Raw genomic sequence first — 13,886 nt, forward strand, 5'->3', positions numbered from 1 at the left:
GCTAACAGTTCCATCTCAGGCGTTAAGGCCGAGCGTACTGATTCCCGCGAGATGCCCGGGTGGCGCCGCTGGATTGAGCCTTGGACTCCGATTCATACGTGTAGTTGCCCGGGTTGGTCACCTGCGAATAGTACTTGTCGCTGTCGGAGACGTAGACCATGCCGGATGCGGCCACGTGCCACTGGCCGGACTGCGTGGCGGAGTGGGTCGTGGTCCGTGTTTGATGGCTGGTGCTGTTCGCACTGGCGTTGCTGGAGCTGGTAGCGTGGCTGGATTGCCGGCTAGCTGAAGTGATGGGCTTGGCGTTGTTACTACCGGTGGTGTAATTGAGCTTGATGCCTTCCGCCGAGTTGATCACAGCGACTGCCGTGTTGAGTTGGCCATCCGACGACTTGATGTCCACGATGGAGCCGCGGGGGATGGTTTCACTGCGGTAGTAGAGGGGCGTGGTTTGGTACTTGATGGTATCGCTAGTGTTGGGGTTGGCTTTCCAGTAGTCTCTTCGGCGTAGCGCATGCCGCCATCCTGGTCCGCCCCAACGTTTTGGGGCCGGGTGCCGGTGGTGAAGTTATTGGCCGAGGTGTAGGACTTGGCGCCTAGTAGGCTATCACCGATGGAGTGACTCCGGTTATAGAGGTAGCCGTGGTAGGTCCGACCGGTGAAGACGTAGCTGATGGCGACTTTAGGATTCTCGGTGGGCCAGCCGCTGGGTTCTAGCGGACTACCTTGCCGAGAGCCCCGGGAATTGGCGTACTCGCCGTAGGTTAAAACGGCGCGAGCGGTGCCGGCCCGGCCTTGGGAATCACTGGCAAAATGGTAATTGCCAGCCTTCAGGTTCTTGAAGCCGGTGGTGTGGGCCTTGCCCAGTTTCCAGTAATAGTTTTGGGTTGGCCCCGCTGATTCCTGATTAGTATAGCTGACCAGTTTTTTGAGCACCTGACTGTTCCGGGACGTGGTGGTCTGGGATGTCGCGGTTGTGGTGGATTTAGTGGCGGAGTGCTTAGCGGTTTTGTGGGAAGTAGCCGCGTGTTTAGTGGCGCTGGTGGCAGACTTGCTGGACGAGTTGGCCATATTAGCCTGGTCCGAGTGCGTCTTAGTGGTGGAATCGTCGCCACTCCCCCCGATGCCGATGAAGATGAACGCAAGTACTAAGGCAATCAGGGCGTTGCGTCCTTGGTGGTGCGGGTTGCGGTGGCGGACTTTGTTGGTCACCCAGAGAATGCCGAGAATCATGGCGATGAGCAGACTGAGTCCCCCGATGAATGATGACATGAAAATTTCCTCCTCAGGAATACTAGTATTTGGATAGGTCAGCTAACTCGGAGATGAAACACGACCACTAAAGTTGGTTGATCACGTCATTAAGCATACCAGAAATTCTGGAATGAAAGAAATTAAGGGTGAAATTTAATCGTCAGGCAACGGAATTGATGCGGTATTAATTCGGTAATTTAGGGACGGTGGTTTGTGGTCGCGAGTTGGCTGATTGCGTAACTTGTCAAGACCGTTTCTTGACTGGATGGATTAGTGGATAATCGGTTGCCCTAGGCTGGGCCTTCCGGCATGATGACAGAAGGGCTTGTTTACACTAGGGATAGTGGAAAGTGTCATCGTAATTTATAACTTTTTTGAACAATAATTATAGTATAAATGAGAAATTTGGGGTTGATTAATCGTTATATGTATAAATCAAGTATATCTTATGAAGTTAGCTGTCCTTGATAATTACGGCTCATGAGTACTTAACCAAGAGGCGTGGATTTAATGTGGTAAATTACCGGGAGGGTAAGATTTGGAAATAGTATTGGAGGTATGATTAATTACCATTATTGGCGATTGGTATGCATTCTATAAATATGAGATAAAATTCATGTAAATTACGGAAATTTACTCTAAGAAAGTTGCTAATTCAATTTATATGAGGAGCTGAATTATGTCACAATCACAAATTTTAATACAGATGGACATTCATGTAACTCCCAAGCACTCAATTTGGGGGTATCGTATTTAGTTGGGTGAAAAATCCGTCGTATGTACTGGAGATGCACCCCGTGATAAAACAGCTCCATTGGTAGGGGTGGTTGTCTTTATTAAGGCATTACGGTGTTTGGATCAGATGCGATTATTACATTCACCATTATATTTTGTAACTAACATTCAAAATGTGGCTGATACTGTTAATAAAGGATGGTTCACTAAGATGGCTAGAAAAAACTTCAAAGTAAAAAATAAATATCCTGAGATGTGGGAAAAAGTGGATTCTATTTTAAATACGATAGATGACTATCAGATGGTTTGGATACGTAGTTCGCATAAAAATGTAGATTGGTTAAAGAAAACGACGCTTAGACCCCATTAAAACTTCATTTACGATAGTAGTTGAAGCGTAAATGATTTATGATATGGATAAATGTTATTTAAGTAGCACATTACTAAAGTACGATAAAAATGTGATAATCTAAACTTAAGTGTCTAATAAAACGACGCTTCACAATGTTAATCGCCAAAGGAGTCCCAATCGTGTATTTAAATGTCCTCCAAAAAGGCCGCGACCTCTTTCGCGACTATCCTAATGTACGTGAACCCGCGCGGGCCAAGCAAGCGGCATTGGCGAACCCGATTTTTTCTTGGCACGCCACGGCACTACAGGTGCAACGCCAGCGCTTCGTCCTCCTGAACCACGATGCCAGTGCGTTGTGCGTGGTATTGAACGCTACCGCTGCCGACCAGCCCCGGTTGGCCGACCAATTCTGGGATCAGCTGGCCCAGCAGTGGCCCCAGTACGGTCTACCGGCAGCGGACTTGGCGACTTACCGGCAAGCCGCGGGGGCGTGGCAGATCATGGCCCCTAGTGACCACCGACAAGTGCGGCGGTTAAGTGAACAGGGGATGTACGTGGATTTTCTGTGGCAGCAGGGGATTACCTCGCCGTTAGAAATGGCGTTGCTAGTGGCCCAGACACCACCGTTGGGGCGGCAATTACCGCGCCACCAGGTCGCCACCATCGCGACAGATTTAGCGCCGAGTCGGTTTCGTTGGCGTGAATAGCGTTTGAAAAGTTTACCGGAGTAGCGCAGCAAGGCCACTCCGGTTTTAATTTGGCAACTTTTTGGCGAATATGGCTTAAATCAGCGTCGCCTGGGACTTAAAAGTGGTAATCTGAAAGACAATCAATCCCATGTGATAGAAGGTTTAGCTGTGAAAAAATCATTCAGTTATCTTTTAGTGGTCCTAACGGCGGTGGTGGTCCTGCTGGCCGGTGTCTTCCTGGTCTCGCAACAGCACCTGGCGAACACCACGACCCGAACGGCGAAGGTTAAGCCGTCCCGACCCAAGCAGACCGTGGCGCCGTTGACCGCTGCGGCGTTAACCAAGAATCCTAAACTCAAGTACGCCAGCATCATCTATTACGGCATCCACTACTCCAAGATTCAACGGTGGCAAGAAGCTGCTAACGTCAAGCGGGGCTGGCAGGTTCAATTAGACCGGGTTCAGGGAACCACGCGGTATTCGGTGTGGCCGGACCAGCACATCCAGGCCAGCCACAAGAATTTGGAACCCAATTGGTTTACGTTAAGCGGTCGGCAGGTGACTTACCATAGCTTTATCGTCCACTCGAACGGTGACTATACGGTCTTAAAGGTCTCGCAGGCGCAACTCTTAAAGCGGATCAATCACGACCACGCCGGCCAGCGGGTCCGCAAAATGCTGGTTCGATTAAGCGTCTTGGATGAACGTTGAACGACCAGTTTCCAGTGAAAAGGGCTGGTATTGGGTTTCTAACTGTTCTATCATCATTAGTAGCGGAACAACGCGATGACAAGACAGATAGGGGGCCCAACCATGCAGGGCGATTACTTAGACCAGCGGCTGATCGGCCGTCAATTTACCATATCCGCTACCGATTTAAGCGTCGGGGCGACCTTTTACGGCATTCTGTACCACCTGAACGCCACTCAAGACTTACGGGTGGGGGATGTCGTGGAAGTGATTCACGCGGACCAGCACGGCTTGACCGTCCGCGTTGTGACCGCTAATTAGGAGGGGATTCAGATGTGGGGAGCTATGTTAGGATTACTAATCCTACTGATCATTATTTTAGGATTACTGTTATCGGTGAAGATTATTACGCAGCCTGACCGGGGCGTGGTGATCACCTTAGGGAAATACAACAAGACGTTAACGCCGGGGATTCACCTGATTGCACCGTTTATCTCGCACGTGATCCGGGTCAGCACGGCCCAGACGCCGGTCGACTTGGACGAACAAGTGGTGATTACCAAGGATAACGCGGAGATTTCCGTGAAGATTTCGTTGAAATACCACGTGACCAACATCGAAGACTTCGTGTTTAAGAACGAGGATTCGGTGCGCAGTATGACCCAGGATACCCGGGCGTCCTTACGGGGAATCATCGGGAATAAGGAATTAAACGAGGTCCTGAACGGGACCGAAGAGATCAACCGGGCCTTGTTCGCAGGGCTGTCGGACGTTACGGCGGGATATGGGCTCAACGTGGATCGGGTCAACATCGACTCCGTCAACCCGTCGCGGGACATTCAGGATTCGATGAACAAGCTCTTGAAAGCCACCCGGGAACGGGACGCGGCGATTGCGACCGCCCAAGGGAAGAGCAAGTCGATCACGCTGGAGAACGAGGCCAATAACCAGGCCCTGTTAGCCACCAACCAGGCCCAAAACACGGCGTTAGTAAATTCGGCGACGGCCAAAGCGACGGCAATCCATACCGAAGCGGATGCGGACGCTTACCGGATTGGAAAGCTGAACGCGGCGTTGAGTGTGTCCTCGCAGAACTACTTTATTTCGCAAAACATCGCGGCCTTCAAGGAACTGGCTAACAGCGATGCCAATACGGTGGTCATGCCCAATACCGCCATCGACAGTTTAGGCGCCGTACCAGCCTTTGCGGAGGCGTTTAAGGCGACGAAATCGGCTAAGTAAAATTTGAGTAGTGGTTCGTGTGCTGGCAATATAAATGATTGCAAACCAAACGGCCATCAGTAGGTTGCTTACTGATGGCCGTTTTAGCATGTCCACTATTGGTGATGGATAATTGTTCCGTACTGAGCTGGATGACATCATGACTCATTGATGGCTCGCGGTTGGTGTGCCGACTAGAATGGAAAGTCGAAGTTATAATAGACTGTCTGCACGACGCGATAAAAATCTGCATTGCGCATGGTTTCAATGTATGTGATTTGCCGCCCTGCTTTTGGAGTTGCATCAAACGAATAAATTTGCGCAGCGATGACTTGTCCGTGAGTATCGTAGCCACGGAGACTAAAGTAGCCAGGTAAATCACGTATCGTAGATGTAATGGGGGAAACAATGACAAACCCAGTGTTCTGAGTGTAGAGATTGCTACTAAGAATTAAGGCTGGCCGGCGTTTTTTTATTTCGCGGCCGCGTTAGGAATCAAAATTAATCCAGATGATATCTTTTTGCTTAGGCAAGTAAGCCATTATTCGACCTCATTCCGGTCAACGTCAGGCCATTCTTCAGACATTGATTGTTTCGGTTTAGGGCCAGCGTAAGGATTCTCAAGACGGGGGATGAGTGTGTATGACTCGCCGTCGCTTGATGGGATGAGTAGCCACCGTTGCCCTTTCTTGAAATGACCGTTTTTAGGTAGACTTAATGCTAACGAATTACCGCGACTAACTGTTTTGACCTCGATCATCGTAAACCCTCCCGCACTAAATAATCTTATCTTTATATCGTACAAGTATAATATATAATGCGAAATAACACAGCTAAAACGATGACTAGCCCCTGCCTTAAAGTTAAGCGATTCTGTTTCGTTAAATCATCAAAAATGAGATTTTAATGAAAAACAGCCTTGCATTTCTCATAATCTCTGCTTATAATAGCAACCAATACTTGAAAAACGTTGAAGAAAAAAGTAGCGCTGCCGGCGATGCCCAGTGAGTCACGTAAAATGCGAAGTGACCATCTAGGCGGTGCGAAAATCATTTCTGAGTTCGGTGCTGAATTTGTAGGTTACCGTGGCAGCCACCATTACCAGGCTAGCGGATGTTGGTCCGTGATGAGTGTGACGTCGTTGGACGCCACAAAAAGGTGGTACCGTTCTACTGAAAACTAGTGAGAGCCCTTTTCCCGTTGATGGGAGAAGGGCTCTTTTTAACGTTTAGAGGTTAATTTTAAGGAGGAATCAAGATGGAACAGACAAAACAGACGCGATGGCAATTATTAGTGGTGAGTTCGTTGATTTTCGGCATGTTCTTTGGTTCCGGTAACTTGATTTTTCCGGTCCACCTGGGGCAATTAGCCGGCCAGCATTGGTTCACAGCAGCGTTAGGCTTCGCCGTATCGGGGTCGTTATTTCCCTTACTGGCAATTTTAGCGGTGGTGGTCACCCAAAGTGACGGCCTCTATGACCTGGCTAAGCCGGTGGGGCGCCATTACGCGGCCTTCTTCTTGGTCTTAGTTCACCTAACCATCGGCCCGTTCTTCGGGACACCGCGGACCGCCGCGACGGCTTACCAGATGGCCGCCGAGCCGTTTTTGCCCCAACGGTGGACCACGCTGGGTCAGTGGGTATTTACCGCAGTCTTCTTCGGGTTGGCTTACCTGATTGCGACCCATCAAAATAGTCTGATCAAGTGGGTCGGCAAGTACCTCAACGTCTGCTTCTTGGCATTACTGGCCGTCATCTTCGTGGTGGCTTTCTGGCACCCCATGGGCGGTTTGGCGCACACGCCGACCGCAGCTTACCAGAGTGGCGCGACCATCAGCGGGTTGTTGGAAGGCTATAACACCATCGATGCCGTGGCGCTATTGGCGTTAAGTGTCACCTTCGTTCACGCGGTGCGGGGATTAGGGTACCATGACCGGGAACTGACTAAGGTGACCGCCAAAGCGGGGATCTTAGCCATCGTGGTCGAAGTCTTAGTGTACTTCGGGTTGGTCCTGTTAGGGGCCTTTAGCCTGGGGCAGTTGACGCTGTCAGCTAATGGTGGAGTTGCGTTGTCCCAGATTGTGGGCCACTACTTCAGTCGCTTTGGGACGGCGTTCTTAGGCGTCTTGGTCACGTTAGGGGTCTTCACCACGGCCTTGGGTCTGGTGACCTCGTTTGCCCAGGACTTCCACAAGCTGTTCCCGAAAGTCAGTTACTTGACCTGGTTACGGATCACCACGGTGGCCTCGTTCGTGGTGGCCAACGCCGGTTTGGATAACATCATCGCCTGGTCGTTACCAGTCTTGATGCTGTTATACCCGTTGTCCTTAGCATTGATCCTGGTTTCCCTGACGGTGGCCAAGTGGGCCTACGCGGGAGTGGTCTACAAGGCCACGATTGCCTTCACGGCAGTGCCCGCCATCCTGGATCTGTTGGCGAACTCACCAGCCGTCGTGACCACTTGGGGTCCGGTCGCCCGGGTCTTACACCTCTACCACACCTACGTGCCCTTGGCGAGCCTGGGCTTAGGTTGGTTGGTGCCGACCTTAGTGGGCTTTGTCTTGGGCCTAGGTTGGGGGTACTGGCGGTTAGTCGTCGAACGCAACGCGCAGGAGGCTTAGAGCCGGTTGATCCAGTCGTCTAGTTGCCGCATCCGGGTCGCTAAGTAGCTGGGCAGCGCCAGATTCGTCTTTTGAATCACCTGTTGTTGCGCCCAGATCATCAGGGCGGCTTCGATCAACGTGCTGTGGCGGAGCTTTTTGAGGTTCTCTTGCCGGTAGGTCTGCTGTAGGCGGACCCGCACGTCCTTGGTGAGTTCGGGTTCTAAGTATTTGTCGTAAACTCCGGGATTAAAGCCCTCGGGGTGGTCACAAGCGACGGTCCAGACCAACATCTGGAGCAGTTGGGGCCGGACGTGTTGCGCGTTCATTTCACTAGCATAGAGAAATTGTTTACGGGCCAAGCCCTTGGCCACGTTGCCCACGCACCAGTAGAATTCGTTTAGAACGGCGTTGAACGCAGCCTGGGTGGGCGCGAATTGCCGGTGACTGTGGTCGTCGGTCGGCCGGGAGCTGAGGGCCGGATCCTGGGCCCACACGATGGTGTTGAGCGAGTCGTTCTTCAGGTAGGAGGACAGGTCGGCCATGGGCGCAATCTTGAGGTCGATGCGCGTGGAGTTCATGAACTGGACCAAAAAGATGCGCCACTGGTTCGAGTGGGTGCCGAACAGATTGCTGTGCTCGGCATGCTGGCAGATGCTGGGTTGCCCGAACTCGGTGACCCACGTGGTGAAGTCGAACGCGGTTGGATTGGCGACAAAGTAAGTCACGTCGATATCCTGCCAGCTATCTGAACCGGTGGCGGTATCGTTGACTGACCCCTCGGTGCCCACGGCTTGGATAAAGGTGTGATTTTGGGCATAATTAATGAGATGAGTTAAGATTTCAGACATCAAAGATCACTCCAATTTCTCTAAACTAAGCAGTCAAACAATGGGGGTAAATGATTTACCCTAATAGATTGATACCCATCAACATTATATGACTTGTCCGAATTGATAGCGAGAACTTGTCTCGGGAAAATGTTAAGAGGTTGGGCTATTGACGCAATGGAAATAAGGGGCTTAATTGCACTCATCGGTTGGACGAGCGGCAATGAATCACTTACCACAACTGGAGCCAGCCTACTAAAAAATGTAGGCTGGTTTTTGGGTTGCCGGTCCCCCGTTAGCAGCCAAACCCCACTTTAATGGGGAAGTTTGAACGGAAATCGGAAAAACGGTTGAATTTTTAGAGCGAGAGGACGATACTAGGGTTAGTTGGTTCGCCCAACCATCGTCGCCGAACTGCAATCGCTTTCAACCGGGGATCGGTCCCGGTTGCTGAAGAACGAAGTTAGTTGGGATTTTGACCAGGGCGCATCAACGGATTAAAGGAGGGAATGCGTATGGTTCGTCGCAGTATGAATCGTAATCAGTTGCACGACCAGAATCTAAAACTGGTCCTACAACAAATTTTTAACAACCATCCAACCTCCCGTATCGAAATTTCTCACCAGTTAAACTTGAACAAATCCACGGTCTCCTCACTCTACAACACCCTGATGGCCGATGGGTACCTGTCCGAGCTGGGATTAGGGGATGCTTCGACGGCGGGGGGCCGCAAACCAACGTTAGTCGCAATCAACCAAGACTACGGTTACACGTTGACGTTTGACCTGGGCTACCGTCACCTGCACGCGCTAGCCACTAACTTGAACGGGCACATCTGGCAGTATGACCGCATTGACACTAAGGGTCAGACCATCCATGACATGATCGACCGGATCAACCAGTACATCGCCCAACTCCAGGAGACCGATACCACCAGCCACGGCTTACTGGGCATCTGTTTCTCGATTCACGGGATCGTGAATCAGAATCGGGTGCAGACTTCGCCGTTTATCGACATGGATGGGGTGGACCTGGAACAGGTCTTTAGTGACCGGTACCAGGTTCCCGTGGTGTTGGAGAACGAAGCCAACCTATCGGCCATCTATGAGCGTGACTTTAACGGCGCCCGGCAGCTCAACAGTACCGTCACCATCAGTATTCACCGAGGAATCGGGGCCGGGGTCATTCTGCACCGCGACCTGTTCCGCGGGGAGCACGGGGATGCTGGCGAAATTGGGCAGACGATTCTGAACGTGACCACCAATGACCAAGGCCGGTTGACGCCGATTCGGGCCGAAGAAATTAGTTCCGAAGACGCCATCATTCGCCAGGTCGAAGAGCAGAAGGGCCTGGATAACTTGGATCGATCCGATATCGTGCGCCTGTACCGCGACCACGACACGGATCTGGCGGTGATTCTCCAGCGGGCCACGATTGCCATCAGCAGTCTGATCTACAACACCATGCGGACTCTCGATCCCGACGCGTTCTTCCTGAACTCGCCGTTGATCGAAGAGTTGCCGGACCTGCTGACCCAGATTCGAGCGGGCTACCAGAAGTTGGCCCAAAACGACGTGACCATCGACCTGACCACCAACGCGCGGTTGGCGACGGTCTTGGGGGGCTGTTCTTTGATTACCCATAAGGCCTTAGCCTTGGACGGGTACGAACTGACCTTTGAACGGCCAGAAGCGTCAACGCCGACGGAACAGTAAGCGATATTCGGACTGACTGGTAGTGCTAGTCAGCGCCCGGTAAGGCTAATAACTGTGTTGAATTGGAATCGTCCCATCATGGGCTAAAGCGAGTGACTAGGGCGACTTCTGAGTTATCGCGGTTAGTCAATTAAGCAGTCTGCACAATTGGCGAATTGGTGTGGCGAAAATTAGCTTACTTTATATAGAAGAAACGCATTCGGCGGTCCCACATTAACGGGGACCGCCTTTTTGGACGGATTTAAAATTTGAAAAACTAGGGAGAACCGGTCCGGCTTACGGCCAGTTGGGATTAGCGGGGGCATGTGTGAAACCGGATACAAAAAGTTGAACTTTTTGTCCGAAAACGCTTGCACCAAAAAAGAACCCGTGTATAATAAGATTTGTAAGTTGGTTGTAACAACGAACTAACCCAAAGGAGCTAAATTAATTATGACTGAAGAATATTGGAAAGGCGTCGACAAGATTCAATACGTCGGCCACAGCGACAAAAAATCAGGTTTAGGTTTTCAATACTACAATCCAGACGAAGTTATCGGCGGCAAGAAGATGCGCGACTGGTTACGGTTCGCCGTTGCCTACTGGCACACCTTTGACCAACGCTTAGTTGACCCATTCGGTGACGGGACTGCGCAACGTCCTTACGACAAGTACACCGACCCAATGGACTTAGCTTTAGCTAAGGTTGACGCAGCGTTCGAATTCTACGACAAGTTGGGCGTTGACTACCTGTGCTTCCACGACCGTGACTTGGCACCTGAAGGCGACACCTTACGTGAAACCAACAAGAACCTGGACAAGGTCGTTGACAAGATCGTTGACTACCAAAAGACTTCTGGCATGAAGGTTCTTTGGAACACGTCAAACATGTTCACCAACCCACGCTTCGTTGAAGGGGCCGCAACGTCACCATACGCTGACATTTACGCTTACTGTGCTGCTCAATTGAAGCACAGCCTGGAAATTGGTAAGCGGGTTGGTTCTGAAAACTATGTCTTCTGGGGTGGCCGTGAAGGTTACGAATCACTTTGGAACACTAACATGAAGGAAGAACAAGAACACGCAGCGAAGTTCTTCCACATGGCTAAGGACTACGCCAACGAAATTGGCTTCGACGCACAAATGTTGCTCGAACCAAAGCCAAAGGAACCAACCACGTTCCAATACGACTTCGACGCCGCAACCACGATCGCCTTCATGAAGGAATACGGTCTGGACAAAGACTTCAAGTTGAACTTGGAAGGTAACCACGCCAACTTGGCTGGTCACACTTACCAACACGAAATCCGCGTTGCCCGTGAAGCTGGCGTCTTAGGTTCTCTGGATGCCAACCAAGGTGACAAGTTGATCGGCTGGGATATTGATGAATACCCATCCAACTTGTACGAAACGACGGCTGCAATGTACGAAGTCGTTGAAAACGGCTCAATCGGCCCTCGCGGTGGGTTGAACTTCGATGCTAAGCCTCGTCGTTCATCCTTCGAACCAAACGACCTGTTCTACGGCCACATCGTCGGTATGGACAGCTTCGCCGCTGGTTTGCGGGTTGCCGTTGCCATGAAGGAAGACGGCTTCTTAGACCAAATCAAGAAGGACCGTTACAGCTCATACGAATCCGGTATCGGTGCTGATATCGAAAGCGGCAAGGCTGACTTCAAGTCCCTTGAAAAGTACGCAATCGACAAGCCACAATCCGAATTATTGGCCGCAACGCACTCCGACCACTTGGAAGCAATCAAAGACACCATCAACCACTACATCATCGACACGCTGAGCAAGTAATGCGGTGATCGCGGTTAACTGAACACACGAAAGATGGAGGATGGACGGTGGTCCGTTCTCCATTTTTCGTCAAAGAACCCCTGAATTTCGGGGGTTGAACCACCACAAGCACCCCGTGTGTGCTGCACGGGTCGAACCAGATTGCTCCGGACGCCTTTGGACTGGTCAGTCAGGAACAGAATGCGGTTTTCTCGTCGTCATGCTTGGGTATACGATCAACTTACAGGCTCTGCCACGAAGATGAGTGGTGCCGAGTTAGGACTGATCAGAAGGCGTACGGCTTAAACGGGCTTGTGGGGGTTCAGCTTCCGAAACGGGGACGTACGACGCATCGTCAGTGATTATCAGCAGGAGGGTTATTAATGGGGAAGTATGTACTGGGGGTCGACCTAGGCACGAGTGCCGTCAAGGTCTCCGCCCTCGACCACAGCGGGCAGATCGTTGCCCAAGAAAGCTTCGGCTACGACTTGATTCAGAAGCAACCAGGCTATAATGAACAGAATCCAGAAGACTGGGTCTCCGGGACCACGGTCGCCATTGTGCGGTTGATCTTAAACGACCACTTGGCAGCCGAAGACATTGAAGGATTGAGCTTCTCCGGGCAAATGCACGGGTTGGTCCTTTTGGACGAAAACAAGAAGGTCTTACGGCCATCCATCCTCTGGAACGATACCCGGAGTACGCCCCAACGGGAAGAGATCGAAGCGAAGATGGGCGACGAATTTGTCGACATCACGCGGAACCGGCCCCTGGAAGGCTTTACGTTGACCAAGCTGTTATGGGTCAAGGAGAATGAACCGGACATCTGGGCTAAGGCTAAGTACTTTGTATTGCCCAAAGACTACGTGCGTTACCGGATGACCGGGAACCTAGCCATGGACTACTCCGACGCCACCGGGACGGTGCTGTTGGACGTGGCTAAGGGCGAATGGAGCCAACGAATCTGTGACGTCTTCGACATTCCGATGAGCATGTGCCCACCGTTGATCAAGTCGATTGATTTGGCGGGGACGGTCACGCCCGCATACGCTGAATTCTCCGGGTTGACCACGGACACTAAGGTCTTTGGTGGGGCCGCCGATAACGCGGCCGGTGCCGTGGGGGCCGGAATCTTACAGCCTAACATGGTGCTCTCTAGCATTGGGACGTCTGGGGTGGTCTTGAAGTACGAAGACAACGCGGACGTCAATTATCACGGGGTCTTGCAGTTTGAAGACCACGCCATCCCAGACAAGTTCTACTCGATGGGGGTTACTCTGGCGGCGGGCTATTCGTTGAGCTGGTTCAAGAAGACCTTCGCGCCAGTGGAAGACTTCACGGACTTTGTCTCCAGTGCCGCGAAATCGACGGTCGGGGCTAACGGCTTGCTCTACACGCCGTACATCGTGGGTGAACGGGCACCGTACGCGGACGCTGACATCCGGGGGAGCTTTACCGGGGTCGATGGGACGGACCAACGCCATGACTTTGTGCGGGCCGTGCTGGAAGGCATCACCTTCTCGTTCCGGGACATCTTCGACATCTATGAAGAAAATGGTGGCGACTTCGATACGGTGGTTTCCATTGGTGGTGGCGCGAAGAGCCCACTCTGGCTGCAGATTCAGGCCGACATCTTTAACCGTAAGGTCGTCAGCCTGAAGAACGAGCAGGGACCAGGCATGGGGGCCGCGATGATGGCCGCCACTGGACTGGGCTGGTTCGATTCGCTGCAGGACTGTGCCAAGACCTTCGTCGACTTTGGGAAGGTCTACGAACCAAACCCAGAGAACGTCAAGAAGTACGCTGAATTACACCAGATCTACAAGCAGGTCTACGCACAGACCAAGTCGATCAGTGCCCAACTGTTGGACTACCGGCGGAATAATCTGTAGTGATTGGCTGCAATCGTGGCCTAGAAAAAGCACGGTTTTGGTATTCGTAAATTAAGAAACAGAACATCTCAAAAAGTAAAGACTAAGCGAGTTCGACAATCCTGTTGAACCCGCTTCTTGTGCTAAAATTTAAAATTGGTATAGAGTGA

General features: G+C 51.6%; 12 protein-coding genes and 1 pseudogene. 9 read left to right on the forward strand and 4 right to left on the reverse strand.

Annotated elements, in window-relative coordinates; genetic code table 11:
- Positions 1-22 precede the first annotated feature (22 nt).
- Positions 23-1,272: pseudogene (locus tag RIN67_RS01835) on the reverse strand (DNA/RNA non-specific endonuclease).
- Between the two features lie 739 nt (positions 1,273-2,011).
- Here RIN67_RS01835 and RIN67_RS01840 point away from each other — a divergent pair.
- The 5 genes from RIN67_RS01840 to RIN67_RS01860 all read left to right on the forward strand — a co-directional run bounded on the left by RIN67_RS01840 (position 2,012) and on the right by RIN67_RS01860 (position 4,962).
- Positions 2,012-2,359 carry a hypothetical protein gene (locus RIN67_RS01840; protein WP_264999629.1) on the forward strand — a complete coding sequence of 116 codons (348 nt, stop codon included), beginning with the start codon at positions 2,012-2,014 and terminating at the stop codon, positions 2,357-2,359.
- 161 nt (positions 2,360-2,520) lie between these two features.
- Positions 2,521-3,048, forward strand: coding sequence for a DUF6933 domain-containing protein (locus RIN67_RS01845; protein WP_264999630.1), 528 nt, complete (start codon positions 2,521-2,523; stop codon positions 3,046-3,048).
- A gap of 150 nt (positions 3,049-3,198) precedes the next feature.
- Complete coding sequence (locus tag RIN67_RS01850) at positions 3,199-3,741, forward strand: hypothetical protein (protein ID WP_024747149.1); 543 nt, start codon at positions 3,199-3,201, stop codon at positions 3,739-3,741.
- A 75-nt stretch (positions 3,742-3,816) separates the two neighbouring features.
- Positions 3,817-4,041: a hypothetical protein gene (locus tag RIN67_RS01855; RefSeq protein WP_264999631.1), complete on the forward strand. Its 225-nt coding sequence runs from the start codon at positions 3,817-3,819 to the stop codon at positions 4,039-4,041.
- Between the two features lie 12 nt (positions 4,042-4,053).
- On the forward strand, positions 4,054-4,962 hold the full coding sequence (locus tag RIN67_RS01860; RefSeq protein WP_024747150.1) for an SPFH domain-containing protein: 909 nt from the start codon (positions 4,054-4,056) through the stop codon (positions 4,960-4,962).
- 173 nt (positions 4,963-5,135) lie between these two features.
- On the opposite strand, the gene RIN67_RS01865 is transcribed toward RIN67_RS01860, so the two are convergent.
- Both RIN67_RS01865 and mazE read right to left on the reverse strand, forming a co-directional pair.
- Positions 5,136-5,417, reverse strand: coding sequence for a type II toxin-antitoxin system PemK/MazF family toxin (locus tag RIN67_RS01865; RefSeq protein ID WP_264999664.1), 282 nt, complete (start codon positions 5,415-5,417; stop codon positions 5,136-5,138).
- Between the two features lie 65 nt (positions 5,418-5,482).
- Entirely contained in the window at positions 5,483-5,701 is a 219-nt protein-coding gene (mazE, locus tag RIN67_RS13355) for a type II toxin-antitoxin system PemI/MazE family antitoxin (protein ID WP_390894442.1), read from the reverse strand.
- A gap of 497 nt (positions 5,702-6,198) precedes the next feature.
- Here mazE and brnQ point away from each other — a divergent pair, with 497 nt between their 5' ends.
- Positions 6,199-7,560, forward strand: coding sequence for a branched-chain amino acid transport system II carrier protein (gene brnQ, locus RIN67_RS01870; RefSeq protein WP_264999633.1), 1,362 nt, complete (start codon positions 6,199-6,201; stop codon positions 7,558-7,560).
- Here the strand turns inward: brnQ and RIN67_RS01875 are convergent.
- Positions 7,557-8,390 (reverse strand): aminoglycoside 6-adenylyltransferase, encoded by an 834-nt coding sequence (locus tag RIN67_RS01875; protein WP_264999634.1) that lies wholly within the window; start codon positions 8,388-8,390, stop codon positions 7,557-7,559. The genes brnQ and RIN67_RS01875 overlap by 4 nt on opposite strands.
- A 494-nt stretch (positions 8,391-8,884) precedes the next feature.
- Here RIN67_RS01875 and RIN67_RS01880 point away from each other — a divergent pair, with 494 nt between their 5' ends.
- The 3 genes from RIN67_RS01880 to xylB all read left to right on the forward strand — a co-directional run bounded on the left by RIN67_RS01880 (position 8,885) and on the right by xylB (position 13,737).
- Entirely contained in the window at positions 8,885-10,084 is a 1,200-nt protein-coding gene (locus RIN67_RS01880; RefSeq protein WP_264999635.1) for an ROK family protein, read from the forward strand.
- Between the two features lie 432 nt (positions 10,085-10,516).
- Positions 10,517-11,866, forward strand: a complete 1,350-nt coding sequence (gene xylA, locus RIN67_RS01885; RefSeq protein ID WP_264999636.1) for a xylose isomerase — start codon at positions 10,517-10,519, stop codon at positions 11,864-11,866.
- A gap of 362 nt (positions 11,867-12,228) precedes the next feature.
- Complete coding sequence (gene xylB / locus RIN67_RS01890; protein WP_056944829.1) at positions 12,229-13,737, forward strand: xylulokinase; 1,509 nt, start codon at positions 12,229-12,231, stop codon at positions 13,735-13,737.
- The last annotated feature ends 149 nt before the right edge of the window (positions 13,738-13,886 follow it).

It is taken from the genome of Levilactobacillus namurensis (genome assembly GCF_032197885.1).
Taxonomy (GTDB): Bacteria; Bacillota; Bacilli; order Lactobacillales; family Lactobacillaceae; genus Levilactobacillus; species Levilactobacillus namurensis_A.

Bases quoted from the DNA above. Each gene is read 5' to 3' on its own strand.
- RIN67_RS01880 (WP_264999635.1), top strand. From the start codon at position 8,885: ATGGTTCGTCGCAGTATGAATCGTAATCAGTTGCACGACCAGAATCTA.
- RIN67_RS01855 (WP_264999631.1), top strand. From the start codon at position 3,817: ATGACAAGACAGATAGGGGGCCCAACCATGCAGGGCGATTACTTAGAC.
- RIN67_RS01875 (WP_264999634.1), bottom strand. From the start codon at position 8,390: ATGTCTGAAATCTTAACTCATCTCATTAATTATGCCCAAAATCACACC.
- brnQ (WP_264999633.1), top strand. From the start codon at position 6,199: ATGGAACAGACAAAACAGACGCGATGGCAATTATTAGTGGTGAGTTCG.
- RIN67_RS01860 (WP_024747150.1), top strand. From the start codon at position 4,054: ATGTGGGGAGCTATGTTAGGATTACTAATCCTACTGATCATTATTTTA.
- xylB (WP_056944829.1), top strand. From the start codon at position 12,229: ATGGGGAAGTATGTACTGGGGGTCGACCTAGGCACGAGTGCCGTCAAG.
- xylA (WP_264999636.1), top strand. From the start codon at position 10,517: ATGACTGAAGAATATTGGAAAGGCGTCGACAAGATTCAATACGTCGGC.
- mazE (WP_390894442.1), bottom strand. From the start codon at position 5,701: ATGATCGAGGTCAAAACAGTTAGTCGCGGTAATTCGTTAGCATTAAGT.